The organism is Thermomonas beijingensis (assembly GCF_020034655.1).
Classification (GTDB): domain Bacteria; phylum Pseudomonadota; class Gammaproteobacteria; order Xanthomonadales; family Xanthomonadaceae; genus Thermomonas; species Thermomonas beijingensis.
Genome location: NZ_JAIQDJ010000001.1, coordinates 553,017 through 579,638, shown reverse-complemented (window position 1 = coordinate 579,638; position 26,622 = coordinate 553,017). Strand labels below are relative to the sequence as shown.

Annotated in this window: 23 protein-coding genes; 6 read left to right on the top strand and 17 right to left on the bottom strand. The window is 60.9% G+C overall.

Annotated features, from left to right (window positions below; all coding sequences use genetic code 11):
• Positions 1-3: 3 nt before the first annotated feature.
• Genes purF through K7B09_RS02660 form a run of 4 tightly spaced genes read right to left on the bottom strand, consistent with a single transcriptional unit; the run spans position 4 to position 4,526 of the window.
• Positions 4-1,473 (bottom strand): amidophosphoribosyltransferase, encoded by a 1,470-nt coding sequence (purF, locus tag K7B09_RS02675; RefSeq protein WP_223626485.1) that lies wholly within the window; start codon positions 1,471-1,473, stop codon positions 4-6.
• Positions 1,474-1,500: 27 nt separating this feature from the next.
• Positions 1,501-2,529 (bottom strand): SPOR domain-containing protein, encoded by a 1,029-nt coding sequence (locus K7B09_RS02670; protein WP_223626483.1) that lies wholly within the window; start codon positions 2,527-2,529, stop codon positions 1,501-1,503.
• A gap of 60 nt (positions 2,530-2,589) precedes the next feature.
• Positions 2,590-3,861 (bottom strand): bifunctional tetrahydrofolate synthase/dihydrofolate synthase, encoded by a 1,272-nt coding sequence (gene folC / locus K7B09_RS02665; RefSeq protein WP_223626481.1) that lies wholly within the window; start codon positions 3,859-3,861, stop codon positions 2,590-2,592.
• 20 nt (positions 3,862-3,881) lie between these two features.
• Positions 3,882-4,526: a histidine phosphatase family protein gene (locus K7B09_RS02660; RefSeq protein ID WP_223626479.1), complete on the bottom strand. Its 645-nt coding sequence runs from the start codon at positions 4,524-4,526 to the stop codon at positions 3,882-3,884.
• Positions 4,527-4,642: 116 nt separating this feature from the next.
• On the opposite strand from K7B09_RS02660, the gene K7B09_RS02655 reads away from it, so the two are divergent.
• A complete protein-coding gene (locus tag K7B09_RS02655; RefSeq protein ID WP_223626477.1) occupies positions 4,643-5,038 on the top strand; it encodes a DUF3224 domain-containing protein in 396 nt (131 codons plus the stop codon).
• A gap of 36 nt (positions 5,039-5,074) precedes the next feature.
• Here K7B09_RS02655 and K7B09_RS02650 read toward each other — a convergent pair whose 3' ends face one another.
• A complete protein-coding gene (locus K7B09_RS02650) occupies positions 5,075-7,225 on the bottom strand; it encodes a S46 family peptidase (protein WP_223626474.1) in 2,151 nt (716 codons plus the stop codon).
• Between the two features lie 146 nt (positions 7,226-7,371).
• Here K7B09_RS02650 and tdh point away from each other — a divergent pair, with 146 nt between their 5' ends.
• Both tdh and kbl read left to right on the top strand, forming a co-directional pair.
• On the top strand, positions 7,372-8,394 hold the full coding sequence (gene tdh, locus K7B09_RS02645; RefSeq protein WP_425507838.1) for an L-threonine 3-dehydrogenase: 1,023 nt from the start codon (positions 7,372-7,374) through the stop codon (positions 8,392-8,394).
• Positions 8,395-8,531: 137 nt separating this feature from the next.
• On the top strand, positions 8,532-9,725 hold the full coding sequence (kbl, locus tag K7B09_RS02640; RefSeq protein WP_223626470.1) for a glycine C-acetyltransferase: 1,194 nt from the start codon (positions 8,532-8,534) through the stop codon (positions 9,723-9,725).
• A 4-nt stretch (positions 9,726-9,729) separates the two neighbouring features.
• Here kbl and K7B09_RS02635 read toward each other — a convergent pair whose 3' ends face one another.
• From K7B09_RS02635 to K7B09_RS02625, 3 genes are all read right to left on the bottom strand, one after another.
• Entirely contained in the window at positions 9,730-10,476 is a 747-nt protein-coding gene (locus K7B09_RS02635) for a pseudouridine synthase (protein WP_223626468.1), read from the bottom strand.
• 2 nt (positions 10,477-10,478) lie between these two features.
• On the bottom strand, positions 10,479-10,949 hold the full coding sequence (locus K7B09_RS02630; RefSeq protein WP_223627726.1) for a hypothetical protein: 471 nt from the start codon (positions 10,947-10,949) through the stop codon (positions 10,479-10,481).
• A 188-nt stretch (positions 10,950-11,137) separates the two neighbouring features.
• Entirely contained in the window at positions 11,138-12,223 is a 1,086-nt protein-coding gene (locus K7B09_RS02625) for an OmpA family protein (protein ID WP_223626466.1), read from the bottom strand.
• Between the two features lie 224 nt (positions 12,224-12,447).
• On the opposite strand from K7B09_RS02625, the gene K7B09_RS02620 reads away from it, so the two are divergent.
• The 3 genes from K7B09_RS02620 (at position 12,448) to K7B09_RS02610 (ending at position 15,936) form a co-directional block, all read left to right on the top strand.
• A complete protein-coding gene (locus K7B09_RS02620) occupies positions 12,448-14,466 on the top strand; it encodes an NADPH-dependent 2,4-dienoyl-CoA reductase (protein WP_223626464.1) in 2,019 nt (672 codons plus the stop codon).
• A 290-nt stretch (positions 14,467-14,756) separates the two neighbouring features.
• Positions 14,757-15,218, top strand: a complete 462-nt coding sequence (locus K7B09_RS02615; protein ID WP_223626462.1) for a cell wall hydrolase — start codon at positions 14,757-14,759, stop codon at positions 15,216-15,218.
• 106 nt (positions 15,219-15,324) lie between these two features.
• Positions 15,325-15,936, top strand: a complete 612-nt coding sequence (locus K7B09_RS02610) for a glutathione S-transferase family protein (RefSeq protein WP_223626459.1) — start codon at positions 15,325-15,327, stop codon at positions 15,934-15,936.
• A 75-nt stretch (positions 15,937-16,011) separates the two neighbouring features.
• Here K7B09_RS02610 and prpC read toward each other — a convergent pair whose 3' ends face one another.
• The 9 genes from prpC to K7B09_RS02565 all read right to left on the bottom strand — a co-directional run bounded on the left by prpC (position 16,012) and on the right by K7B09_RS02565 (position 26,573).
• Complete coding sequence (gene prpC / locus K7B09_RS02605; RefSeq protein WP_223626457.1) at positions 16,012-17,163, bottom strand: bifunctional 2-methylcitrate synthase/citrate synthase; 1,152 nt, start codon at positions 17,161-17,163, stop codon at positions 16,012-16,014.
• Positions 17,160-17,780 (bottom strand): DUF1003 domain-containing protein, encoded by a 621-nt coding sequence (locus K7B09_RS02600; protein ID WP_223626455.1) that lies wholly within the window; start codon positions 17,778-17,780, stop codon positions 17,160-17,162. Before K7B09_RS02600 ends, prpC begins: the two co-directional genes overlap by 4 nt.
• A gap of 71 nt (positions 17,781-17,851) precedes the next feature.
• The gene (gene prpB, locus K7B09_RS02595; protein ID WP_223626453.1) at positions 17,852-18,739 is read right to left on the bottom strand and encodes a methylisocitrate lyase; all 888 of its coding nucleotides are present in this window, start codon (positions 18,737-18,739) and stop codon (positions 17,852-17,854) included.
• Between the two features lie 53 nt (positions 18,740-18,792).
• A complete protein-coding gene (locus tag K7B09_RS02590; RefSeq protein WP_223626450.1) occupies positions 18,793-19,797 on the bottom strand; it encodes a cupin-like domain-containing protein in 1,005 nt (334 codons plus the stop codon).
• Complete coding sequence (locus K7B09_RS13235; RefSeq protein ID WP_223626447.1) at positions 19,794-21,635, bottom strand: tetratricopeptide repeat protein; 1,842 nt, start codon at positions 21,633-21,635, stop codon at positions 19,794-19,796. The genes K7B09_RS02590 and K7B09_RS13235 overlap by 4 nt, the downstream gene beginning before the upstream one ends.
• Complete coding sequence (locus K7B09_RS02580) at positions 21,632-23,443, bottom strand: tetratricopeptide repeat protein (protein ID WP_223626444.1); 1,812 nt, start codon at positions 23,441-23,443, stop codon at positions 21,632-21,634. The genes K7B09_RS13235 and K7B09_RS02580 overlap by 4 nt, the downstream gene beginning before the upstream one ends.
• A 217-nt stretch (positions 23,444-23,660) precedes the next feature.
• Positions 23,661-24,644, bottom strand: coding sequence for a malate dehydrogenase (locus K7B09_RS02575; RefSeq protein WP_223626442.1), 984 nt, complete (start codon positions 24,642-24,644; stop codon positions 23,661-23,663).
• Between the two features lie 60 nt (positions 24,645-24,704).
• Complete coding sequence (locus K7B09_RS02570; RefSeq protein WP_223626439.1) at positions 24,705-25,904, bottom strand: pyridoxal phosphate-dependent aminotransferase; 1,200 nt, start codon at positions 25,902-25,904, stop codon at positions 24,705-24,707.
• Positions 25,905-26,078: 174 nt separating this feature from the next.
• The gene (locus K7B09_RS02565; RefSeq protein WP_223626436.1) at positions 26,079-26,573 is read right to left on the bottom strand and encodes a peptidylprolyl isomerase; all 495 of its coding nucleotides are present in this window, start codon (positions 26,571-26,573) and stop codon (positions 26,079-26,081) included.
• Positions 26,574-26,622: the final 49 nt, after the last annotated feature.

The window sequence follows — 26,622 nt, the reverse complement described above, 5'->3', positions numbered from 1 at the left end:
GACTTACGACACCCGCCGCGTCTTCTTCGCGTCATCCGAACGCAGTTGCTTGATGCGGTCAAAATAATCAGCATCAATACCGGTGATGTACTCCCCGTTGAAACACGAGCTATCGAACTTGCGGCCGGGGAATTTCGGCCCAGCGACCGCCGCTTCGAGATCGGCCAAATCCTGATAGATCAACCAGTCGCAACCCAACAGCTGCTCAATATCCTTTTCACTGCGGCCATGCGCCACCAGCTCTTCGCTGGACGGCATATCGATGCCGTACACATTGGGGTAGCGCACCGGTGGCGCGGCCGAGGCCAGGTATACCTTTTTGGCACCGGCGTCGCGGGCCATCTGCACAATCTGCTGGCTGGTGGTGCCGCGCACGATGGAGTCATCCACCAATAGCACCACGCGGTTCTTGAACTCCAGCGGGATGGGGTTGAGCTTGCGCTTGACCGACTTGGTGCGTTCGCCCTGCCCCGGCATGATGAAGGTACGGCCTACATAGCGGTTCTTGATGAAGCCTTCGCGGTATTTCACGCCCAGCGTGTTGGCGATTTCCAATGCGGAATCGCGGCTGGTATCGGGGATCGGGATCACCACGTCGATATCGTGGTCGGGGCGCTCGCGCAGGATCTTCTCGCCCAGCGTCACGCCCATGCGCATGCGCGCCTTGTGCACCGAAATGTTTTCGATCATCGAATCCGGGCGTGCGAAATACACATACTCAAAGATGCAGGTGGCGTGTTCGGCCTCAGGTGCGCATTGCTGCGCATGCAGCTGACCGCCATCGGTGATGACGATGCCTTCGCCCGGCTCCACATCACGCACACGTTCGAAGCCCAGGACGTCCAGTGCCACCGATTCCGAGGCGATGATGTATTCCTCACCCGCTGCGCCCTGACGCTTGCCCAGCACCAACGGACGAATGCCGTGCGGGTCGCGGAAGGCCACCAGGCCCAGCCCCAGCACCGAGCACACCACCGCGTAGCCGCCTTTGGCGCGCCGGTTCACGCCTTCCAATGCGGCAAAAACCGCCGCCGGGGTGAGTGCGTTCTGGGTATCCAATTCATGTGCGAATACATTCAACAACACTTCCGAATCGGAACCGGTATTGATGTTGCGACGGTCTTGTTCAAACACTTCGCGGCGCAACGCATCGGTATTGATCAAATTGCCGTTGTGCGCCAGCGCGATACCGAACGGCGAGTTCACATAGAACGGCTGCGCCTCGTCACTGCCCTCGCTGCCGGCAGTGGGGTAGCGGCAATGGGCGATACCGACGTGGCCTTCCAGCAGCGCCATCGCCTTGGCATCAAACACATCACGCACCAGCCCGTTGCCGCGATGCACGCGCAAGCGCGTACCGTGTGCCGTTGCAATACCGGCAGCGTCCTGCCCGCGATGTTGGAGCATGGTCAGGCCGTCATACAACTGTCCGGCAACGGGGCTTTGACCGACGATTCCAAGAATGCCGCACATGGGGTTGTTTCCTGTGGAGATTGCAGATCAGGGATGCGGACGGATCATGCCGCCTGCCTTGCCCGCGTGTTCAAGTCTGGATTTCAGTGCTTCGGCTTCGGCGCGATTGATCACCGGCCCCACCCGCACGCGGGTCAAGCTGCCGTTGGCGCCGGGCACGGTATCGGTGAAGGCATTGAAGCCGGCTTTGCGCAGCGTATCGCGCAGTGCAGTGGCATCCGTGGCCGAAGCAAACGCCCCCATCTGCACCACGAATCCGGTACCCGCCGGATTGGCCGGTTTGCTGACCGGCGGCTCTACTTTCGGGGTTTCGGTCGCAGTCGGCTTGGCGGCTGGCTTTTTAAGTTCTTCGTGCTTGGCCACCGCCTGCGTATCGGGTTTGGGGTCCGCTTTTGCAGCAGGCTGGGGCGCACTTGCTGCGCTTGATTTGGCTGCCGTGGCCGGACCCACCGGCATCGCTGCCGGCGTTCTGGATTCAGCCGTGACCGGTGCCGCCTCGGCATCCAGAGCCACCACTTTGGCACTGATATCGCCGCGTACTTGTGCCGACCGCAGGCGTGCCGATTCGGCCATCGCACGATCGGCAAACGGACCAATGCGCACGCGCTGCGCTGATTGACCGGCAATGGTCACGGCCTCGCGATACCCCGGCAGGCCCGCAGCTCGCAGTGCGGCAATCACCTTATCGGCATCGGCCACAGTGGCATAGCTGCCAAATGACACGGCAAAGTCACCGGCCGCAACCGCTGTCAATGGTGTTGATGCCTGATTGGCTTGCGGAGCCGCATCAGGCACTGGGTCTGCCATGTTGGCCGGCATCCCAGAGACACCGCTGGAGGGTGCTGCAGCCGGTACCACCAGCGGCAAATCCTGGCTCACGCTGTCGCCATTGTTCGCAGGATTGCCTTCTGCGGCGGGCTCGGCGGGGATCCGCATCGACACATTGGACACCCCGCTGTCTGGCGCCGGCCCCTTGACCAGCATCGGCAAGAAAATGACCGCCAATGCGACCAGCACGACTGCGCCGACCAGGCGCTGTTTCAGCGAAGCATCCATCGATAATCCTGGCTGACCGGGGCGGTTGGAATCGCAATTATACCGGCCCGCTGCATCGAACTACCCGCCTTCATTCAGCCATTGCATGGCTTGTGCTGCGGCATGGAAGGAACCGAACACCAGCACCCGGCCCACCGGTCCCGCTTGTTGCACGGCAGCCGCCAACGCTGACGCCACATTGGCATGGCATGTTCCGTCAGCGGCCGTGCTGCCAGCCAGTGTCTGCGCCAACGCCTGCGCAGATTGGCCGCGTGCACCATACGTTTGACTGCCGGCCAGATGCCAGCCATCGACCCCATTGGCCAGCGCTGCCACCACCGCCGCTGCATCCTTGTCGGCCAATGCGGCATACACCGCCAGCGTGCGCCGCGGCGGCTGTGCGTGCAACCAGCCAGCCAGCGCACGTGCGGCCTGTGGGTTGTGGCCCACATCCACCAGTACTTCGACGCCATCGCGCTGGAAGTGCTGCAAGCGCCCGGCCACTTCCGCATTGGCCACGCCTTGCACGATGGCAGTATCGTCGATCTGCAAATCCAGCGCACGCAAGGCCGCAATCGCGCACGCCGCATTGCGCAGTTGCACCGGTGCGCCCAAGGCGCGCATCGGCAATGGCAACTCGATGGTGTAGCCCAGTTCGCGCCAACGCCAATGCTGTGCATCGACAGGTTCGGCGAAAAAATCATTGGCAATCCGCCACGCCGGTGCGCCGATCGCGTAGGCATGCCGCAGCACACTGGCCGGCGGGTCGTCATCTCCCAGAATCAGCGGTTTGAAGGGCCGCGCGATGCCGGCCTTCTCGCGCCCGATGCTGTCGATGTCGTGGCCCAGCCACTCTTGATGGTCCAGGTCAACCGTGGTGATGATGGCGGCATCGGCATCCACCAGATTCACCGCGTCCAGCCGCCCGCCCAAACCCACCTCCAGCACTACCAGGTCCAGTGCTGCGCGCTGGAACAACCACAGGGCGCACAGCGTGCCGTATTCGAAATAGGTCAGTGGCGTGGTGTCACGGGCCTGCTCCACTGCGTCAAAGCCTTCCACCAAGGTCGCGTCACTGGCATCCACTGCATCGATGCGCACACGCTCGTTGTAGCGGTGCAGATGCGGGGAGGTGTACGCGCCCACGCGCAAGCCTTGCGCACGCGCAATGGCCTCGATAAAAGCGACCGTGGAACCCTTGCCATTGGTGCCGGCCACGGTAATCACATGTGGGGCTGGATGCCGCAGCCCCATGCGTTGAGCGACCGTGCGCACGCGATCCAAACCCAACTCGATGTGTTGCGGATGCTGTTGCTCGATAAAGGCGAGCCAGTCTGAAAGTGTGCTTGGCATACGCGTATTGTAGGTGGCGACTACAGTGCGCGGTGCTTGGCCTCGCCAAACAACGCGGTGTGATGCGCACAATCGTTCAGGCGCACCACCTCCAACGTCTCCACGCTGTCACCTTGCAGCAGATTGAGGGTGGCAGGTGCCTGCCGGAAGCCCCACAGCTTGGCCAGTGGCAAACCCAGAATGCGCGCCAGCAATACGCGGTTGACGGCATCGTGCGCCACCACCAGCAAGGTATCGTCGGCACCCAGACCCACACAGGCCCGCTCCAGTGCCGGCCAGGCGCGATCCAGCACCATCTGCAACGACTCGCCACCCGGCATCAATACGGATTCGGGGGCATCCTTCCATGCCTGCAAGCGCTGCGGATCACGCTGGGCAATTTCGCTGGCCAGCAAGCCCTCCCACTCGCCGTGGGCAATCTCCAGCAAACCGTCATCGAACGTCAACATCGGCGCACGGTCTTCGCCCAAGGCCAATTGTGCGGTGCGGGTGGCGCGCGCCAATGGCGAGGCAACCGCACGATCGACCTGCACATCCTGCAAGCGTTGGCCGAGCGCTGCGGCTTGGCCAATGCCCACCTCGGACAACGGAATGTCCACTTGGCCTTGATAGCGGCCTTCGGCATTCCACGGGGTTTCGCCGTGACGGGCAAGCAGGAGCTTCATGTACGGTCAATCCGGTTATTTGTGCAGCGCACAAGGCTAGCAGACTGCGCACCGGCCGTGCGCGCCACCGCCACAACCGGCTATGGTGTGCGCGTCTTCACAACAGGTCACTTCCGATGCAAGCCAAAGGCGAATTTGAGGTCAAACGCACGCCGCAGGGTGAGCTGGACATGGGCGGCAATACCCGCATCGGCCACATGCGCTTTGACAAACAGTTCCACGGGCCACTGACGGCCAACAGCGTGGTGCATATGCTGGCGGTGATGTCCGCGACCCCAGGCTCCGGCGCCTATGTGGCCATCGAGCGCATCGAGGGCACGCTGGATGGCCGCCGCGGCAGTTTCTTCGCGCAACACAATGGGGTGATGGCGCGCGGCAAGCCAACCCTGGATCTGACCGTGGTGCCCGACACCGGCACCGATGCCCTCACCGGCTTGCACGGGCGCATCGCCATCGACATTGTCGATGGCAAGCATTTTTATACGTTTGATTACGACTTCAATGCAGCATGAATAGGTAGCATCGAACGTGGCTTGCGGGGTAATCCACTATTCCACTGGCAGCTGCATTTCCTGCAGCAAATTGGGCGCCGGATAGACCTTGGCCAGCAGCCAGCGCAGATAGCGCATATCCACATGGATGGCGCGCTTGTAGCGCGGGTCGAACATCCAGCTGGCGCTGACCGCTTCCCAGTTGGAGTCGAAATTCAGACCGATCAGGTTGCCTTGTGCATCCAGCACCGGCGAGCCGGAATTGCCGCCAGTGGTGTCGAGATTGGTCATGAAATTCACCGTTTGCGTGCCCAGCGCAGCATCGGCGGTGCTGCCGAAATCACCTTTGGCAATGGCGTCCAGCAGCGGCTTGGGCGCATTGAACGGCACCACGCCCGTGTTCTTTTCAACGATACCGGCCACCGTGGTCAACGGGCGATAGTCCACACCGTCGCGCGGGGTCAATGCACTGACCTTGCCATAGCTCACGCGCAAGGTGGAATTGGCATCGGGGTACACCGCCCTGCCCTGCGATTTGCGATAGGCAATCAAGGCTTGCATATATGCGGGGCGCAGGCGCAGCAGCTCGCCGGCACGCTGCTTGGCTTCCCCCTCCAGGCGCAGCAGCGCCGGCTGCAAGATGGCTGCAGCCTTGAGCAAGCTGTCGCTGGATGCGGCCAATGCAGTGGCATCCAGATTCATCGCCGCCAAGCGCGTCGCTTGATCGCCCAACCGGGTGCCGGCATACAGCGCGTCCACGCGCTGGGCGGCCTCGTCGATCGTGCTGCCGAACACGGCATCGAACTCGGCCACCCGCTGCGCTTGCGGCAGGGCAAAATAACGTTGCAAGGCAAACCGCAAGGTGGCTTTTTCAACGACCGGATCGAAGCGGCGCTGCAACTGCTTCAAGCCGCCTTCGATCATCGGCTCGTCGCGCTGTTGATAACCGCTTTCGCGTTGTGCGTCGGGCTTGCTGTGTTCGAATGCCAGCCGCTGCAATTGCACCGCCGCACCCAGCAGACCCGGACGCAAAAATGGCAGGATGAAATCGCGCTCGCGCTGTGCGTCGGCCTGATTCAACTCCGCTTGCAACGCCCTGATGTCAGTCTGCTCAGAGTTGGCATCCGGTTGCTGCTTCAACCACGCCAACATCGCTGCCTCATCCGCAGCGCGCACATGGATGGCATCACTGCGGCGCAAACCTTCCAGTTCACCTTGCGCACGCTTCAGATTGTTTTTCATCGATGCCACGTTAGAGGCATACAACACCTGCTTCGCCTTGTCCCCGGCGCTGGCCTGCTCGATGGTGTGGATCAAGCCATCGAACATCGCGACTCGATTGGGCAGCAACCAGTCGATCTGGTTGGCAAATTCCGACGCGGTGCGGTGGCGAAAGGTGACGCCCGGGTAGCCGGCGACCATCGCAAAATCACCCGCTTTGACTGGCGCAGTGGAGATATGCAGCACCGCCGGCGGCACGTAGGGCACATTGTCCTTGCTGTAGGCCGCAGGCTTGCCGTCCTTGCCCACGTAGGCACGATAGAAACTGAAATCCCCCACATGGCGCGGCCACATGAAGTTGTCGATTTCATCGCCATAATTGCCAATTGACACTGGCGGCGCATACACCAAACGGATGTCCTTGAGCTCCAACTGCTTGATCAGGTAGAACTCGCTGCCGTAATACATATCGGCCACGCTGCAACGATGGCCGGCATCGGCCTCGCACTGCGCAACCGCGGCCTTCTTCGCCATGTCCACGGCATCGAAATACGGACGCCCCGTCTTGCCACGCGCACCCGCAAGAATGCGGTCGGTGATGTTGTCAAACCCCACGGTCACGAAGATCCGTGCCGCCGGCCCGGCCGAGACTTCTTCAGCGGGTGTGTGGGCGATGAACCCGTTTTCGATCAGGTTGTTGTCCGGAGTGGAATTGAGCTGAATTGCGCCCATCGCACAGTGATGATTGGTCACCACCAAGCCTTGCCTGGAGACAAAGCTGGCGGTACAGCCCCCCAGCGAGACCACCGCCGCCAACGGCGGGCGCGTGACATCCGCCAATTGCGCAGGATCGCCGGCAAACCCGGCCGCCTTCAATTGCGCCGCCAGCTGCGGCAATTGGCTGGGCATCCACATGCCTTCATCGGCATGCGCCGCACTGGCGGCCAAGGTGATTGCGAAAGTTGCGGCAATGGATTGCTTGCGCATAGGCTCGGCTCATCGGCATCAAGATGCCGTATTAGACCACTGCCGCCTCTGCAACACCTGTGACCTGGGTCAGGCGCGAGGCAAATCCAGCAGGCGTAAAATACGCCACTGCCACCCCACGAGTCATGTCCATGTCACAGGCAACAATGAAAGCCTTGGTCAAGCGCGAAGCCGGCAAAGGCATCTGGATGGAACAGGTGCCGGTGCCCACCCCCGGCCCCAACGAAGTGCTGGTCAAACTGGAAAAAACCGCGATCTGCGGCACCGACCTGCATATCTATCTCTGGGATGATTGGAGCCAGCGCACCATCCAGCCCGGGCTGACCATCGGCCATGAATTCGTTGGCCGCATCGCCGCACTGGGTTCGGCGGTATCTGGCTACGAAATCGGTCAGCGGGTGTCGGCGGAGGGCCATATCGTCTGCGGGCATTGCCGCAACTGCCGCGGCGGGCGCCCGCACCTGTGCCCGAATACAGTGGGCATTGGCGTCAACCGCAACGGCGCATTTGCCGAATACATGACGATGCCGGCGTCGAATCTGTGGCCGATCCCCGACCAGATTCCATCCGAGCTGGCCGCCTTCTTCGACCCCTACGGCAACGCCGCGCACTGCGCGCTGGAGTTCGATGTCATCGGCGAAGACGTGCTCATCACCGGTGCCGGCCCGATCGGGATCATCGCCGCCGGTATCTGCAAGCACATCGGTGCACGCAACGTGGTGGTGACGGACGTCAACGATTTTCGTTTGAAGCTGGCCGCCGACATGGGTGCCACCCGCGTGGTGAACGTCGCTAACACATCACTGAAAGACGTAATGGCCGACCTGCACATGGAAGGCTTCGACGTGGGCCTTGAGATGAGCGGCAACCCGCGCGCGTTCAACGACATGCTGGACTGCATGTACCACGGCGGCAAGATCGCGATGCTCGGCATCATGCCCAAAGGCGCAGGCTGCGACTGGGACAAGATCATCTTCAAGGGCCTGACCGTGCAAGGCATCTACGGCCGCAAGATGTTCGAAACCTGGTACAAGATGACCCAATTGGTGCTGAGTGGCTTCCCGCTGGGCAAGGTACTGACCCACCAGCTGCCGATTGACGACTTCCAGAAAGGCTTTGACCTGATGGAAGCAGGCAAGGCCGGCAAAGTAGTGCTGAGCTGGAATTGATTGCTCGCGTGAGGCAGGCGGGACTGCCAGTGCGCGACACGCCGTGAATACATCCCTGTAGGCTCATCGGCGGCATCCATGCCGCCGATGGTCGCTCACTGGCAGTCCCGCCTGCCTCTCCCGATTCCGGAATCGCCATGTCCCTGACCCAACGCTACGCCGACACGCTGGATGAAATCCGCGCCGCCGGCTTGTTCAAGTCCGAACGCATCATCACCAGCCCGCAGTCGGCCGAAATCACCTTGGCTGATGGCTGCAAGGTGCTGAACTTCTGCGCCAATAACTATCTTGGCTTGGCCGATCACCCAGACATCATCGCCGCCGCCAAGACCGCGCTGGACAGCCATGGTTTCGGTATGGCCAGCGTGCGTTTCATCTGCGGCACGCAAGACTTGCACAAGCAGCTGGAGCGCACGATTTCCAGCTTCTTCGGCAAGGACGACACGATTCTTTACGCGGCCTGTTTCGATGCCAACGGCGGCCTGTTCGAACCGCTACTTGACGAGAACGATGCCGTTATCAGCGACGCGCTCAACCACGCATCGATCATCGACGGCGTGCGTCTGTGCAAGGCCAAACGCTACCGCTACGCCAACTGCGACATGACCGACCTGGAAGTACAGCTCAAGCAGGCCAAGGCCGACGGTGCGCGCACGATTCTGATCACCACCGATGGTGTGTTTTCGATGGACGGCTTCATTGCGCCATTGGACGAAATCACCACATTGGCGGCAAAGTACGGCGCGCTGGTGCATATCGACGAATGTCACGCCACCGGCTTTCTGGGTGAGAACGGCCGTGGCAGCGCCGAGGTCAAGGGCGTGCTGGACAAGATCGACATCATCACCGGCACCTTGGGCAAAGCCATGGGCGGTGCACTGGGTGGGTTCACCAGCGCGAAACAAGAAGTCATCGAACTACTGCGGCAACGCTCGCGTCCGTACCTGTTTTCCAACTCACTGCCGCCGCACGTTGCAGCCGCCGGGATCAAAGCCTTCGAGATGCTGTCGTCTGCCGGCGAGCTACGCGAGCGCCTGCGCGAGAACACCGCCTACTTCCGCGAACGCATGACGGCGGCCGGCTTCGATATTCGCCCCGGCGTGCACCCGATCAGCCCAGTGATGCTGTACGACGCGCCGCTGGCGCAACGCTTTGCCGAGCGGCTGCTGGAAGAAGGTATCTACGCGATCGGCTTCTTCTTCCCGGTGGTGGCCAAGGGCCAGGCGCGCATCCGCACCCAGATGAGTGCCGCGCATACCCGCGCACAACTGGATCACGCGATTGATGCGTTTATCCGCATCGGGCATGAGCTTGGGGTACTGAAAAACTAAGACTTCAGTCGTCGCCACCCAGCACGGCGACCTCTTGCACGGACAATTCGCGCCACTGGCCCTTCGGCAAATCGCCCAAGGCCAGTGGTCCGATTGCCACACGTACCAACCGCAGCACATTCAAATTCAACGCGGTCAATAGCCTGCGAATCTGCCGGTTGCGGCCTTCGTCCAGCACGATTTCAAGCCATGCGTGCTTCTCACCCGCACGCAACAGCAACACTGACTTGGCGCGCAGAAACTCGCCCCCCTCAACCACACCTGCCTGCATCGCCGCCAACACAGGCGCATCGGGAATGGCATCCACTTGCACGTGATAGGTTTTGTCGGGGCCATTGGCAGGGTCAGTGATTTGAGCCGCCCAAGCCGGGGCATTGGTAAACAACAGCAGCCCTTCGCTGGCCTTGTCCAATCGACCTACGGGCGCAATCCAGCCCAGCTGCGCACCTTCAAAGCAGCGGTACACGGTGTCGCGCCCCTGCTCATCGCGGGTGGTGGTCACCAGGCCACGCGGCTTGTTGAGCATCAGGTAGCGCGACGTTGCGGCCACCGCACGGCTGTTTTCGATGTCGATCCGCGCAGTGTGCATATCGCGCACCGGAAATTCAGGGTCGTCAATGACACGACCATCCAGGCGTACCAGACCGGCACGGATCAGCCGCTGCGCTTCCGTACGCGAACACAGGCCGCGCTTGGACAATACGCGCGCCAGCCCAAAGCGGGGTGTTACCAAGAGGCGCTTGCCCACCAAACTTACTTGCCTGGGGCTGTGGCAGGCTCGGCTGCAGGATCTTTCTTGCCCACCACGCGCACGCCGCGTGCCTTCATCCACGCATCAAATTCATCAGCAGTCATGCGTTTGCCATTCTGGGTCATGTTGAAGCGCCACGGCGTATTGTCGAACGCGGTCTGCGGCTTGTAGGCAGCCGCGTCATTGCCGACAGCACTCGCCGGAGTCAAGGTCTTGGCCATCGCACGGCAACCATCTGCACGAATTCGCACCAACACATTATCTACCGACAACGCTTCGTCAAACGACTGCACCAGCACACCATTGGCGCCACCCAGCTGTGTGGTGCCGGGGGCAAATTCAATGGCGACCGGCGATAGCAAGGTTGGGCGCACAGGTGTTGCGGTCAATCTATCGGTTTGACAGGCATCACCACCGGCATGCGCCAGCAACGGCGCACTGGCAAGGACAGCTGCACATACTGCGCGTTGGATCGACATCATGAACACTGCTCCCCGAAGAATGCCGCCAGTGTAGGCGGTGAAAGCATCTTGCTGCAACGCAAAAGCATCGTGGAAAAAAACACCGTCACTCACACCGTGACGCCAACGGGCTCCGTGATCACAAAAAACGAAACCCGGCACTCGGCCGGGTTTCGCGGATCACACACTGCCAGCAGAAATTACTTGCTGTTCAGCTCGGTACGGCGGTTGATTTCGCTCTTGCACTGCGGCAGCTTGTTGGTGCCCTTGTCTTCCAGCGGACGGCTGAAGCCGTAGCCATTCGGACCGGCCAGACGCGAGGCATCCACACCATTGCTGGTCAGGAAGTCATACACGGTCTTGGCGCGACGCTCAGACAGCTTCTGGTTGTAGCCTTCCTTGCCGCATTGGTCGGTGTGACCGGCCACTTCGACCTTCAGCTCCGGGTAGCGCTTCAGGATTTCGGTGGCTTCGTTCAGGATCGCCACGGCGTCCGGACGCAAAGTCGCCTTGTCGAAGTCGAAGTTCACGCCCTTCAGATCGATCGACACCGGCACCGGGCAACCGTCCGGACCGATGGTCTGACCGGCCTGCGAGCCCGGGCACTTGTCGTTGCAGTTATTGACGCCGTCACCGTCGTCATCCATATCTGCACAGGTCTGCTGCGGGGCGGCCGGGGCCGGGGCAACCGGAGCCACCGGCTCTGGGCCGAGGGCCAAGGTCATGCCGACCGATGCCAGCAAATCAGTGAACTGGTTGTATTGCTTGCCGTTATTGGCTTGCTGATCGTCAAAATCAACGCGGGTGCCCACTTCGGTACGCAGATTCATGCGGCCGAAGTCGAACTGCAGGCCGGCACCCAAGTTGACGGCAAGATTCGAATCCTTGTGCTTCCACGGCGAGGTCGGCAGCGGAACGATGAACTCTTCTTCATGGCGCTGCCAGCCGAGGCCGCCGCGCAAGTAGGGCCACCACTTGGAATCAGCGTTACGGAAGTGGTAACGGCCATCCAACGACACGCCGTACTGGCTCCACAGGAGATTGGGGTTGGCGGTCTTGCCCGGGTTTTGATAGTTCAACTCGGTTTCCAGCGAGAAGCGCGGGGTGAGGAACTTGCCAAAGCCCAGAGTCAACGCGAGAGTGTCTTCGGTATTGCGATTGCTGTCTTGGAAATTCACGCCGGTCGAACCCGACACATACCAGCGATCATCGAACTCCTGGGCAGACGCAGCCTGCGCCAGACCCAAGCCACCCAGCAGGGCAGCACAGAGGAGTTTCTTATTCATATTCAGCTCCTTGATTCAGTTAAAGAAACCACGACGCAGCGTAAAAAATATTGGCGCTTCGGACATCTTGAGTCCAGCTGCAAGCCCATCCGAGCATCGAACGGACACGCGAAACCCCGTTAACACTAACATAACAGTCAAGATTTGCAACCTTACTTTTCGACAAAATGCATGGCCTGTCCTTACTGCATGCAGCCAACCGTACGCATCGGTATGCTACAGGCATGACAACGCCCTACCCACACCTCTTGGCCCCACTCGACTTGGGCTTCACCACTCTGCGCAATCGCGTGCTGATGGGCTCGATGCACACCGGGCTGGAAGACCGCGCCGCCGACTTCCCCAAGCTGGCGGCGTACTTTGCCGAACGCGCCGAGGGCGGCGTGGGGCTAATGGTGACCGGCGGTTTTGCCCCGAATATCCGTGGCTGGCTCAAGCCCTTCGCCAGCCGGATGTCGATGCCTTGGCATGTGCGCCGGCATCGGCAAGTGACCGCAGCCGTGCATGACCACAGCGGCAAGATTTGCCTGCAATTGCTGCATGCCGGGCGCTATGCCTACCACCCGTTATCGGTGGCGCCGTCGAAATTGAAATCGCCGATCAACCCGTTCACTCCGCACGCACTGAGTGCACGCGGCATCGACCGGCAGATCCGTGACTTCGCCACCGCCGCTGCACTGGCACGCGACGCCGGCTACGACGGGGTGGAGATCATGGGCTCGGAAGGCTATCTGCTGAACGAATTCACCACCGCCCGCGCCAATCGGCGCAAGGATGCGTGGGGCGGTGATGCCCACCAACGGATGCGCTTTGCGGTGGAGATCGTGCGCCAAGTGCGCGAAGCCTGCGGCCCGGATTTCATCCTGATCTACCGCTTGTCCTTGCTGGATCTGGTCGAAGGTGGCAACGGCTGGGGCGACATCGTTGCGCAAGCGCATGCCGTGCAAGCGGCTGGTGCAACCATCCTCAACAGCGGGATCGGCTGGCACGAGGCGCGCATCCCCACCATTGCCACCTCGGTGCCACGCGCCGCATTCACTGGTGTTACCGCCAAACTCAAGCCACACGTGGGCATCCCGGTCGTGGCCAGCAACCGCATCAACATGCCGGAGGTGGCCGAAGCGGTCCTGGCCGCCGGTGGCGCCGACATGGTATCGATGGCGCGCCCGCTGCTGGCCGACCCGCAGTGGGTCAACAAAGCCCAGCGTGGCGAAGCCCATCGCATCAACACCTGCATCGCCTGCAATCAAGCCTGCCTGGATCATGTGTTCGAAAACAAGCGCGCCAGCTGTTTGGTCAACCCGCGCGCTGGCGCTGAAACCGAGTTGAACTACGGCAACACCAATACGCCGAAAACCGTTGCCGTGATCGGGGCTGGCCCCGCAGGCCTTGCCTGCGCCACGGTGGCTGCCGCGCGCGGGCACAGCGTGACCTTGTTCGATGCGGCAACCGCGATTGGTGGCCAATTCAATCTGGCTAAGCGCATCCCGGGCAAGGAGGAGTTCTTTGAGACCCTGCGCTATTTCGGCCAACGCATCATCGAGACCGGCGTCAACTTACGGCTCGATACGTGGGTCGATGCGAACGCCGTGCAAGGGTTTGACGAGGTAGTAATCGCCACCGGTGTGACGCCGCGGGCAATCGACCTGCCCGGCCATGACCATGCCAAGGCGGTGAGTTACCTGGATGTCCTGGAAGGCCGCGTCGTGATCGGTAACAAGGTCGCCATCATCGGTGCCGGCGGGATCGGATTTGATGTGGCCGAATATCTGGTGCAGGCCGATGGTTCGCCCACGCTGGACCGCAGCCGCTGGATGGCCGAATGGGGCGTTGACGCCGACTTCGAGGCAGCCGGTGGACTGGTTGCTCCGCAGCCAGAGCCGGCAGCGCGCCAGGTCTGGTTGCTGCAGCGCACGCCAGGCAAGCTTGGCGCGAAGTTGGGCAAAACCACCGGCTGGATCCATCGCGCCACACTCAAGGCCAAGACGGTCAAGATGCTGGGTGGGGTGGACTATCTGGGCATTGACGATGATGGCTTGCGGATCCGTGTGGACGGCAGCGAGCAACTGCTGGCCGTGGATCACGTGGTGCTGTGTGCGGGCCAATTGCCGCGCCGCGAACTGTTCGATGCCCTGCTCGTGCAAGGCCGCAACCCGCATCTGATCGGCGGCGCAAAACTCGCCTCGGAACTGGATGCCAAACGCGCCATCGACGAAGGCAGTCGGCTGGGCGCAGCTCTTTAGAATGACGTTAATGCAGAACAAAAATTCCAATCCAATCAGGAAGTTCCATCCCAACCATTCAGCTGACGTTAGGGGAACACCCCCTACCGTGCGCCAACTTTCCGCCTGAAGACCGCCCCCGCGGCATCCCTCATTCAGGTTCACCGGCACGCCACCCGCACCCTGATCCGGGACGGCGCGCCCGGGCAAAGGCCGCCATAGAGCTGCCGCCCTCCCCAGTACGCCATGACGCCTGTGGTTCGCATTTCGATGCGGTTCCCAGCGCCGCAACGGAGCAAGGAGTCTCATCTATGAAACTGGCTTGGATTCTCTGGCTGTCGCATGTCCTGCCGCAGCCTGCTGCTGATTCGCTGTGCCTGTCCACCACCGTGTATCTGGAGGCCCGCGATCAATCCGCGCTGGGCCAACAGGCGGTGGCGGAAGTGGCCCTACGTCGCCGCGACAGTGGCCTGTGGGGGCGCAACCTGTGCCAAGTGGTGACCGCACGCAAGCAATTTGCGCCGACGCTGCTGTCGCCACAAACGCGCCTGTCCAATATCGAGGCGTGGACCGAAGCAGTCTCGGTAGCGTTTGCCTCCGAGCGCAATTGGGCGCTTCCGCGCAGCCAGCGCAAGCTGGTGGTTCCGGGTGCCAGCCATTTCGCCGCCACCGCGATCGCCAGCCCCAGCTGGAACAGCGCCGATCAAGTGGCCACAATTGGCGACCACACGTTCTATCGGGTACAAAGCCTGCGCCCACGCCGCGGCAGTTGATGGCAGCCATCGCTGGCGTTGCCAGCAACACAGCGTTGCGCGCATCTTCATCGCCAGAACACCCGCCATCGTGGATAGTGACGCATCCCCAAACCGGTGTCACACCATGAAGCTCTATACCTCCCCCGGTGCCTGCTCCACTGCCGACCATATCGTGCTGCAGTGGCTCGGCCAGCCCTACGAATTCCAGATTGTCACCCGCGAGCAACGCGCAACCCCCGAGTACCGCGCCATCAATCCTTCCGGCGCAGTGCCCGCGCTGCAAGTGGGCGACTGGGTGCTGACCCAGAACTCCGCGATCCTGCATTACCTGACGGACCGCTTTCCCGAAGCCGGCCTGTGCGGCGATGGCGGCGCGCAAAGCCGCGCCGAGGTCAACCGCTGGCTGGCCTTCGTCAATGCCGATGTGCACCCGGCGTTCAAACCACTATTTGGTGCCACCCACTATCTGGAAGATCAGGCCGCCATCGACAAGTCGCACGCCAATGCGCGTGCCCAGCTGCGTGGATTGTTCGCAAACGCCGACGCGCAACTGGAAGGCAAGGACTGGATCACCGGTAGCCGCTCGATTGCCGACCCATACCTGTTCATCACCCTGCAATGGGCGAAGAAAACCGGCGTGGATTTGAGCGGGTTGGACAACCTTGCCCGCTTCGATGCACACATGGCCAATGACGCCGGCGTGCAGGCTGCCATGAAAGCCGAAGGCTTGATCTAATCCGGAAATCCCGGCAGACACAGCTGCAACAAGAAGCCACGCAATGCGTGGCTTCTTGTTTGGCCGCAGACCGAACTAGCGCTGTGCGATCGGCACAAACACTTGGTCTTCCGGGCCCACGTAATTGGCCGACGGACGAATGATCTTGCCGTCGATACGCTGTTCGATGATGTGCGCGCTCCAACCCGCGGTACGCGCCAATACAAACAACGGGGTGAACATCGCGGTGGGCACGCCCATCATGTGATAGCTGACCGCGCTGAACCAATCCAAGTTTGGGAACATTTTTTTGATGTCCCACATCACCGACTCCAAACGCTCGGCAATGGCATACATTTTCATATTGCCCTGCTCGTCGGACAGTTCGCGGGCCACCTCTTTGATTACCTTGTTACGCGGGTCGGACACCGTGTACACAGGGTGGCCGAAGCCAATCACCACTTCCTTGCGCTCGACCCGTGCGCGAATGTCGGCCTCGGCCTCGTCCGGGGTGTCGTAACGCTTCTGGATTTCAAATGCGACTTCGTTTGCACCGCCGTGCTTGGGCCCGCGCAGTGCGCCGATGCCGCCGGCAATGCAGGAATGCATGTCACTGCCGGTGCCGGCAATGACTCGGCAGGTAAAGGTGGATGCGTTGAATTCGTGCTCGGCGTACAAAATCAGCGAGGTATGCATCGCGCGTACCCACGACTGCGGCGGTGGCTCGCCATGCAAAAGATGCAGGAAATGACCACCGATGGAATCGTCATCGGTCTCCACGTCAATGACACGACCGTTGTGACTGTAGTGGTACCAGTACAACAACATCGAACCAAAACTGGCCATCAGCTTGTCGGCAATATCGCGCGCACCAGGATGATTGTGGTCGTCTTTCTCTGGCGATACGCAACCCAGCACCGACACGCCGGTACGCATCACATCCATCGGATGCGCTGACGGCGGCAGTTCTTCCAAGGCCGCCTTGACTGCCGCAGGAATCCCGCGCAGCGCCTTCAGCTTGGCTTTGTAACCCGCCAACTCTGCCTTGTTCGGCAACTTGCCATGCACCAGCAAATGCGCGATTTCCTCGAACTCGCACACATCGGCCAGATCCAAAATGTCATAGCCGCGATAATGCAAATCATTGCCGGAACGGCCCACCGTGCACAACGCGGTGTTGCCGGCAGCAGTGCCAGACAGCGCGACGGATTTCTTGGGCTTGAAGCCGGGAATGCTGGGTTCGGTCATGAGGTGCCTCCGGTGGTGTGTGCATTGTGGTGATTGCGTGCCGCAGTATCGTTGCGAGTGACGCGCTCGAGCAGACAGTTGAGCAATTCGATTTGTTGATTTTGCAACGCCACCAACATCGCCCAATCTTGCTCACGCAAGTGGTCTAGCTTTTCGTGCACTTGCATGATTTCCAGTTCCGACTTGATGTTCACTTCGTAGTCGTGCTGCGCTTGCAGGCGATCCACATCGGCTTGGCGATTCTGGCTCATCATGATGATCGGTGCCTGGATCGCAGCAAGGCATGACAACACCAGATTCAGCAGGATGTAGGGGTATGGGTCGAAGGCGTTGAGCAGGAAAAATGTATTGACCACCATCCAGACCACCAATCCGAACAGGAAGGTGAGGATGAACGACCAACTACCACCGATTTTCGCCACGCGATCGGCCACGCGCTCGCCCAAACTGCGCGACTGAAGAACCTCACGCTGGATATTGCGTGCCACGCTACCGCGCTCGATAAAACGCTCGACCACTTGCCGTTCATCGTCGGGCAGCTGCTCAAGCTCTTTATGCAACAACCGTTGTGCGGTGCTGCGGCGGTCAGCGCGGGTTGTAGAAAATGGATTGATCATTGCCGCACTCGGTTGAGATGCACATCCTCATGCAAAGGGGCATGCCGCATACACATGCCCAACCTGCGCCATCAGCCCGCGTTGTGTTGCGCAAATAGCGCATCAAGCTTGTCTTCGTAGGCGTGGTAGCCCAGGAAGTCATACAACTCGGCACGGGTTTGTAGGGTGTCGATAATGGCCTTCTGCGTGCCTTCTCGGCGCACGGTTTCATAGAAATGCAGGGCGGCCTTGTTCATCGCACGGTAAGCGCCACAGCAGTACAGGGCAATGTCGACACCAGCATCGCGTAATTCGTCGGTGGTGTAGAACGGCGTGCTGCCGAACTCGGTGAGGTTGGCCAGGATCGGCACCTGCACCGCCGCCTTGAACTTGCGATAGTCGTCAAGCGACGTCATCGCCTCGGGGAAGATCATGTCGGCACCGGCCTCGACATAAGCCACCGCACGTTCGATCGCGCTATCAATGCCCTCTACCGCCGCGGCATCGGTGCGTGCCATGATCACGAAAGCGGCATCGCTGCGCGCATCCACTGCCGCCTTCACGCGATCAATCATCTCGTCCTTCGTCACCACTTCCTTGCCGGGACGATGGCCGCAGCGTTTTTGACCCACCTGATCTTCCATATGCACCGCCGCCACGCCAATGCGCTCGAAGCTGCGGATGGTGCGACCGATGTTGAACGCCCCACCCCAACCGGTATCGATATCCACCAGCAACGGCATGCCGGTGGCATCAACAATCCGGCGCGCGTCGGTGAGCACATCTTCCATGGTACTGATGCCAAGGTCGGGCACGCCCAGCGAATTGGCCGCCACACCGCCTCCCGACAGATACAGCGCACGATAGCCCACACGCTGGGCCATCAAGCCGGCATATGCGGTGATGGCACCCATCACCTGCAACGGAGATTCTTGCTGGATCGCGCTACGAAAACGTGCGCCTGCGGACATCGAAGACATGCGGGGCTCCTTGCGAAGCCTCCATTTTAGCGCGGGACCACCAGCCACGCCTGCTACAGCGCAGATCGGATCCGCTCGCGCAGCGTTGCCGCGCCCTGTGAGTCCTGTTCACCCAACACGCCCCGCTGCTGTTTGGGGATATGTGCGACTGCATCACTGTCACCAAACACATAGTGCTCAAACAGCGCACGCCAGTTTTCCCGCAACGGCGCAGGCAGACTGTGCAACGCCAGTCGGGCAAGCAATAGTGCATCCATGCCCGATGCCGGAGGCGGCGGCATCCACCAATAGTTGATCAAGCCGTTGAGCACATCCAATGATTCAACCTGGTGCCACCACAACGGGGGTACGTACAGTGCATCGCCAGGCTCCAACACGGCCACCACGGCGTTGTCCAACGCTTCGCGTAAGCGTGGGTGACGATCAAAGTCTGGCTGGTCTGGGCGCGCCAGAGTGATCGCCGCGCCCGTTGGCGCAAAATCCAGTGGCCCGATATAAAGGTTGGCCACCTGCCCGGTGGGAAACAACGTGAATCGGCGTTGCCCACAAACGGCCACGGCAATATTGTGCGAGACATCAAAATGCGCCGGGGTGGTCACCCGGTTGCCGACCCATAACCGCGGCAACACCGCTGCCGGCAGGCAAGGCATCCGATGATTGGCAACAAATGCAGGCATGCACTCGGTGATCAATGCACTTTGCAGCGCCACCCCCGGCACGGCGCCCTGGCTGCGACTAAACGCCGCCAAGCGCGTCAGGACATCCGTCAGGCTAACCTTGAAGTGTTGATAGTTGAAACCATCACCGACAGCGTTGTAGCCCACCACGCCATTGGCCTCGGGCGGCAAGTGCAGCACATCCACTGCTGCGCCACTATCCAGCGCTGCCAGCGCTTGCGCGAATGCACTGTGTGATTGATACGCCGCTTGCACCAATGGCCAGTCCCGACACAAGCCGCGCAGTACGCGTGGCTGACCCGCAGCGACAACATCGGCAAGCTCGAATGCCTGCGAATCAACGCACTGGCCGTTGCCGTATTCCTCGATCTGGCTACTCATACGATTGCATTTTCGATTGCGCTTGCAGGAGTGAATGAAAAGTGGCGCATAGCCATCGCCGTGGCCGGATGCGCAGGTGAGATGGGAGCCGCCGGCAGCCCCGCCTTGGCACAGAACTGCACAAATCGAGGATCCGTGCGCAAGTTCACCATCAGCGGATCAAACAGCAACAGACTGATCCCGGCATCACGATTCGCCCATGCCCGGTCCAGCCAAAAGAAAGCTTGGTCAGCCTCGCCACGCAGCGCTTGCACCTGCGCGATTTGGTAGGCGGCTTTGCCGGCCTGATGCGCGATCAAGTCGGCCAAGGCGGCGTCGGCAGCCTTGCGGTCCTGGCCAATCTGCAAGCTGCGCGCCAGTGCCGCATTGCGCCAATCCCCTGCATGCTCCAACTGCGCTTCATGCATTGCTGCAGCCGCATCGCCGCGCAAGATTGCAATGATGGCCAACTGCTCTTGATTGCCAAACATCCCCGGTTGCAATTCGGCAGCTTTGTGAAACTTGGCGGCGGCCTCGTCGAGCCGTTGCAGTGACATCAAGTAGGTGCCAAGTGCATGCCACGCACGCGCGTTGAGACTATCGTTGACCAATGCCTGTTCGGTCAACCGGGCCGCAACGGCAGGCCGCCCCAGGGTGGCCTCTACCTCCCCTAACGCAATCCTGGCGGCGTCATTGCTGGGGTCCAGTTGCAGTGCGCGCTGAAAGTCCGCCTCGCCGCGCCGCCAATCGAAATCGGCCCAAACCCGCAAGCGGCCACGCGCAAGATAGGCCAGCGCCGAATCGGGTGCCAGCGCTAATGCCTGCGCCGCTTCTTTGCGTGCGATGGCATAGGCATCACGCATTGCATCACCCTCTAAAAAACGACCGGCCAAGCGGGTGGCGACCAATGACTGTGCGGCGTGCGCATTCGCGTAACCGGGGTCGATCTTGCAGGCCTGCGTGTAGTAGTCAATCGCCTTGCGATAGTCTGCTTCGCTGCCGCGTGCCTCGTAGAAACTGCCCTGCAGAAATGCATTGTACGCATCCAAATCACCGCTCGCAGGACGATCTCCGGTAGTTGCGCGGCGCGAGCCCGGCACCAGTCTTGCTTGCAGCGCGTGCACGACAGATGCGCTGATTTCATCCTGCAACACAAACAAATCGGCGTACGGCCGCTCATAACGCTGCGACCACAGCGTGCTGCCGTCCTGTGCCCGAATCAATTCCAGCATGACTTCGATGCGCCCGCCCTGCCGCCGCACACTGCCACCCAACAAATGTGCGGCACCCAGCTGCTTGCCGATGCTGTTGCTGTCTTCATGGCTGTCACGAAACTTGAACGTCGAGTTGCGGTTGATCACTTTCAAGCCATGAAACCGCGACAACGCCGCAATCAAATCCTCTGACAGACCATCGGAAAAATATTGCTCCTGCGCATCACGATTGGCATTGACCAGCGGCAGCACGGCAATCGAGTGATCTTGCAATGCCAGCATGCGCGGGTGCAGCACGAACTTGTTGGCCAGCAGCACCAACGTGGCAAGCGCCAGCACCAGAATGATGAGTCGATCCAGTTGCTTGCCGGTCAAATGGGTGACCGAATCGCCCGCTGCGATATCGCTCTCGCGCTTGATTCCGCTGGGCGTCCACTCATACAACCACGCAAAGGTCATCGCAAACGGAAACCCCACCACGGCCGCAATGACGATCCAGCGCACCGCCCAGTTCGGCACGTCAAATAGCGAAGACAACTGGGTAACCACCTCGACCAGCAGCCACGCAGACGCCGCGTAAAACGTCGCCGCACGAAACACATTGCGCCGTCGTAATTCACTGATGAACGATGCGCGCCTGTTCACGGAGCCACCGCCTTGCCAACGGCTGCAGGCCGCCCCCCCAACGACGCCACCATCACCCCCTCTCCCGTCTCCGGCAGTCCAACCTTGCGGCAAAATGCAATGAAACGCGGATCCGCCTTGTAGCGCAGGATGAAAGGATCAAACCAGATCCGGTTGATGCCAGGATCCCGGTTGGCATACGCGGTATTTAGCCATTCAAATACTTTGTCCGGCTGTTGCCGCAACGCATAGGTCTCGGCAATTTGGAAGGCGGAGATGTCGGCCTGGGTGTCGATCAAGTGTTGCAAGGCGGCATCGGCGGCATTCCGATCGTGGCCGATTTGAGTGACGAAGGCTTGCGCGATCTGCAGCCAACCGCCTTCGTCATTGACTTGATTGACTGCAGCTGTCGCCGCAACTTCGTCATCCCGCTGAATCGCGATCATCGCCAACTGCACGCGCTCGAAGCCAGCCCCCGGCTGTAATTCAATCGACTTGCGAATGGCCTGCTCTGCCGCGTCCAACTGGCCAAGACCGGACTGGAAGGCCGCCAACAATGTGTAGCCCTCCGAATACAGCGGATCGCTTTCGATCGAACGCCTGGTCAACGCGATCGCCTGGTTCAAATGACCCAGCGTTGCCAACAGCAAGCCCAACTGGGATTGCACATCGCTGCTGTTGGGGGCCAGCGCCAACGCTTTGCGCAATTCTGTTTCCGCGGTCGCGAAATCCATATCGGCATTCAACACAAGATAGCCGCGCGCAGCATGCACACGTGCCAACTGCGGCCCCAAGCGCAAGGCGGTCGCCGAGGCAGTTCTGGCCTTGGCATAGGCCACCAGCGCTGCATTTCCGGACTGGTAGTAACCTGCCAAGTCCGTCTGCGCACGGGTCAGGCCGGCATATGCCAGCGCGTAGTTTGGATCCAGCCGAACCGCCGCCTCGTACGCATCAATCGCCTTGCGATAGTCGGCCTCGCTGCGACGCTGAAAATAGAATTCGCCCTGCAAATAGGCGTTGTACGCCCCAAGATTTCCGCTCGGCGGGTGGTCACTTTGCGGTACCGCGCCGGGGATGCTGACCAGCTCCGCTTGCAGCGCTGTGGCTACGGCGGTGGTGATTTCTTCTTGCAAGGCAAACAATCCGAGATACGGTCGTTGATAGCGCTGCGACCACAGCGTGTCGCCATCGCGGGCCTTGATCAGCTCGATATTGATACTCACCTGCCCGCCAGCCCTGCGTACGCTGCCCTCCAACAAGTACGCCACACCCAATTTGCGGCCGATGGCAGCGCTATCGGGGCGATTACCGCGAAACTGGAACGAGGAGTTGCGGCTGATCACCTTCAGGCCACTGAATTGGGTCAATGCAATGATCAGGTTCTCGCTCAGCCCATCAGAGAAATACTGTTCCTTGCCATCGTTGTCACTATCAATGAACGGCAGCACCGCAATTGATTTATCCATCCCTGCATCAGCATCCCCACGCGGCATGAAGGTGTCCACCAGCAAGAAGACCACGATCAAGCTCAGCACTCCGATGATCCAGGTGTTCAACTTCCGCCCGGTCTCAACGGTGATCGAGTCCTCTGGTGCAACCTCGTGTTCACGCTTGAGGCCGTCTGGTGTCCATTCGTAGAACCAGGCCACCAGCATCGCCAGCGGAAATCCCGCCACCAACGCCAGCACGAACCAGCGCAACACCGCAGTATCAATGCCGAAATACGGTAGCACTTGGGTTGCCACTTGCATCAGCAACCACGCTGCTGCCGCATAAAACGTGGCGGCACGCAGCACATTGCGGCGCCTGAGTTCGGCGATCAGATTCACCAGCCAGCACCGCGCGTACGCCGCACCCAAGCTGGCCGCCGGTGATGTGCGGACAGGGATCGCATTTGCAGCGCCATCGCCCCCCTCCATGTATCTAGATTGAGTGCCCCACGTCGGCTTCCGGAGTTACACCATGCTTTCCTGTCAAAATACACGCAAAAAGGGCCGGCACATGGCCAGCCCTTTGAGGTACTGCAAATGAAACGGCGGCGTGTACTTACAGCAAATGCGCCACGCCGGCGCGCTCCTCTTCCAACTCAGCCAAGGTCTTGTCCATTGCCGCACGGCTGAAGTCATCCACCGGTAGGCCTTCCACGCGGGTGTATTCGCCGTTGGCGCAGGTCACCGGCACGCCGTACATCACGCCCTCCGGGATGCCGTAGCTGCCGTCGGACGGCACGCCCATGGTCACCCACTTGCCATCGGTGCCCAGTGCCCAGTCGTGCATATGGTCGATGGCCGCGTTGGCCGCCGAGGCCGCCGACGACAGGCCGCGCGCCTCGATGATGGCGGCGCCGCGCTTGCCGACGGTCGGGATGAAGGTGTTGGCGTTCCAGTCGGCGTCGTTGATCCTGTCCTTCAGCGATTCGCCATTGATGGTGGCGAAGCGGTAGTCCGGGTACATGGTCGGGCTGTGGTTGCCCCACACCACCAGCTTCTCGATGTCCGCCACGGCCACGCCGGCCTTGTTGGCCAGCTGCGACAGCGCGCGGTTGTGGTCCAGGCGCAGCATCGCGGTGAAGTTCTTCGCCGGCAGGTCCGGCGCGGACTTCATCGCGATGTAGGCATTGGTATTGGCCGGGTTGCCGACCACCAGCACCTTGACGTTGCGGCTGGCGACCTTGTTCAGCGCCGCGCCCTGCGCGGTGAAGATCTTGGCGTTCTCCAGCAGCAGGTCCTTGCGCTCCATGCCCGGGCCGCGCGGACGCGCGCCGACCAGCAGGGCGTAGTCGGCGTCCTTGAACGCGACTTCCGGGTCATCGGTGCCGACCATCCCGGCCAGCAGCGGGAACGCGCAGTCCTCCAGCTCCATCATCACGCCACGCAGGGCGGCCTGGGCCTTGTCCAGCGGCAGCTCCAGCATCTGCAGGATGACCGGCTGGTCCTTGCCCAGCATTTCGCCGGAAGCGATCCGGAACAACAGGGCATAACCAATCTGGCCGGCGGCGCCGGTGACTGCAACTCGTACGGGGGCTTTCATCATTCAACTCCTCAAAATGGCGATGCGGCGCAAGCGCCGCATCGGTGTGTGCAGCAAGGATCAAACCAATTCGGCAAAGAATTCCTGGATGCGGGTCAAGCCGGGCACCAGTTGCGGCGTGGGGCAGGTGTAGCTGATGCGCAGTGCATTGGGCTCACCGAATGCCGAACCCGGCACGCAGGCCACGCCCTTGGCATCCAGCAGCACATTGCAGAAGTCCACATCGTTGCCAATCTTGACGCCGCCATGCGTTTTGCCAAATGCGCAGCTGATATCCGGGAACACATAGAACGCACCCTGTGGCCGCGGGCAAACCACGCCGGGAATGGCATTCATCACCGCCATCACCTGATCGCGCTTGGCTTGGAACTCCGCGCACTTTTCGGTGGGCACATCCTGCGGACCCGTCAGCGCGGCAATTGCAGCAGCGGTGACGATTTCCGGAAGATTGGTGATGTGGTTGGAATTGAGCGTGGTAATCGCCTTGGCCACCGATTCCGGCCCCGCCATGAAGCCGACCCGCCAACCCGGCATGCCGTAGGTCTTGGACAGCGAGTCGATAAAGATGGTGCGCTCGCGCAGTTGCGGGTGGACCTGCATGAAGTTCGCGTACTCCAAGCCGTCAAACAACATCCTGTTGTAGATATCGTCGGTGATGATCCAGGTGTCCGGGTACTTCACCAGCACATCGGCCAATGCCACGATTTCATCGCGGGTATAGACCATGCCGGTGGGGTTGGACGGGTTATTGAACAGAAAAACCTTCGGCTTCTTTGCCAAGGCCGTGTCCAATTGTGCTGGCGTCACTTTGTAATCCTGCGAAGCCGGGCAAGCCAGCAAATCGACCTTGGCATTCACGATTTCCGCGATGTCCATGTAACTGGTCCAGTACGGCGTGGGGAAGACGATGGTGTCGCCTTCGTCCAACAGCGCCTCGGCCAGGTTGTAGATCACGTGCTTGGCGCCAATACCGGTGGAGCAATTGGCACGGCCATAGCCGCTCAGGCCCAACGCTTCCATATGTGCGATAAACGCATCCAGCAGTGCATCGGTGCCGCGGTTGCTACCGTACTGACCGCTGTCTTTGGCCAGTGCTTCGCGCGCAGCGGCATACACATGCTCACCGGGCAGGAAGTTGGGAACGCCAATGGAGAAACTGATGATGTCGCGGCCTTCGGCCTTCAGGCGCTTGGCTTTTTCGGCAACTTGCATGATGACGCTGGGCTTGGCGCGACCAACACGCCGGGCGAGCTGAGGCATCGTGGGGGACCTCGTTGAGGGGCCGCTTATCTGCGGCCGGGACTTTAGATAAAGCCTTCCAATTCTAGCATGCTGTCCTGCAACAGCCTTGCCGCCGCGCAAGCCAATTCCGCAAACCAATCTCACCCACGATGGAGGCAAACGTCCCCCATCAGTGGGTGATGATGGGCCGGATCAAGCGGCCAGAATCTTGTTCCACTCCGCCACGCGGTCGGCCTTGGCGGCCAACGCGGCTTCGGCATTGCCTTCGATCTTGATCGACTTGATCTTGTCGCCTTGCTTGACCGCATCCACCACGTCCATGCCCTCGGTCACCTTGCCAAACACGGTGTGCTTGCCGTCCAGCCAGCCGCAGGGCACGTGGGTGATGAAGAACTGACTGCCGTTGGTGCTGGGGCCGGCATTGGCCATCGACAACACACCGCGCTCATGGCCCAGCCCGTTGCTGGTTTCATCCTCGAAACGGTAGCCGGGGCCGCCACGGCCACTGCCTTCCGGGCAGCCGCCCTGCACCATGAAATCATTGATGACACGGTGGAAATTCAGTCCGTCATAGAAGCCGCGCTGGGCCAAATTGACGAAATTGGCCACCGTCAGCGGGGCCTTGTCGGCGGCCAGCTCGACCTTGATGGTGCCGCGGTCGGTGTCGAAATTGGCGATCAGACTCATTTTGTTCATCTCCAGATGCCCGGATGGGCGCGTGAACCCGATATAATAG

Bases quoted from the DNA above. Each gene is read 5' to 3' on its own strand.
- purF (WP_223626485.1), bottom strand. From the start codon at position 1,473: ATGTGCGGCATTCTTGGAATCGTCGGTCAAAGCCCCGTTGCCGGACAG.
- K7B09_RS02670 (WP_223626483.1), bottom strand. From the start codon at position 2,529: ATGGATGCTTCGCTGAAACAGCGCCTGGTCGGCGCAGTCGTGCTGGTC.
- folC (WP_223626481.1), bottom strand. From the start codon at position 3,861: ATGCCAAGCACACTTTCAGACTGGCTCGCCTTTATCGAGCAACAGCAT.
- K7B09_RS02660 (WP_223626479.1), bottom strand. From the start codon at position 4,526: ATGAAGCTCCTGCTTGCCCGTCACGGCGAAACCCCGTGGAATGCCGAA.
- K7B09_RS02655 (WP_223626477.1), top strand. From the start codon at position 4,643: ATGCAAGCCAAAGGCGAATTTGAGGTCAAACGCACGCCGCAGGGTGAG.
- K7B09_RS02650 (WP_223626474.1), bottom strand. From the start codon at position 7,225: ATGCGCAAGCAATCCATTGCCGCAACTTTCGCAATCACCTTGGCCGCC.
- tdh (WP_425507838.1), top strand. From the start codon at position 7,372: ATGAAAGCCTTGGTCAAGCGCGAAGCCGGCAAAGGCATCTGGATGGAA.
- kbl (WP_223626470.1), top strand. From the start codon at position 8,532: ATGTCCCTGACCCAACGCTACGCCGACACGCTGGATGAAATCCGCGCC.
- K7B09_RS02625 (WP_223626466.1), bottom strand. From the start codon at position 12,223: ATGAATAAGAAACTCCTCTGTGCTGCCCTGCTGGGTGGCTTGGGTCTG.
- K7B09_RS02620 (WP_223626464.1), top strand. From the start codon at position 12,448: ATGACAACGCCCTACCCACACCTCTTGGCCCCACTCGACTTGGGCTTC.
- K7B09_RS02615 (WP_223626462.1), top strand. From the start codon at position 14,757: ATGAAACTGGCTTGGATTCTCTGGCTGTCGCATGTCCTGCCGCAGCCT.
- K7B09_RS02610 (WP_223626459.1), top strand. From the start codon at position 15,325: ATGAAGCTCTATACCTCCCCCGGTGCCTGCTCCACTGCCGACCATATC.
- prpC (WP_223626457.1), bottom strand. From the start codon at position 17,163: ATGACCGAACCCAGCATTCCCGGCTTCAAGCCCAAGAAATCCGTCGCG.
- K7B09_RS02600 (WP_223626455.1), bottom strand. From the start codon at position 17,780: ATGATCAATCCATTTTCTACAACCCGCGCTGACCGCCGCAGCACCGCA.
- prpB (WP_223626453.1), bottom strand. From the start codon at position 18,739: ATGTCTTCGATGTCCGCAGGCGCACGTTTTCGTAGCGCGATCCAGCAA.
- K7B09_RS02590 (WP_223626450.1), bottom strand. From the start codon at position 19,797: ATGAGTAGCCAGATCGAGGAATACGGCAACGGCCAGTGCGTTGATTCG.
- K7B09_RS02575 (WP_223626442.1), bottom strand. From the start codon at position 24,644: ATGAAAGCCCCCGTACGAGTTGCAGTCACCGGCGCCGCCGGCCAGATT.
- K7B09_RS02570 (WP_223626439.1), bottom strand. From the start codon at position 25,904: ATGCCTCAGCTCGCCCGGCGTGTTGGTCGCGCCAAGCCCAGCGTCATC.
- K7B09_RS02565 (WP_223626436.1), bottom strand. From the start codon at position 26,573: ATGAGTCTGATCGCCAATTTCGACACCGACCGCGGCACCATCAAGGTC.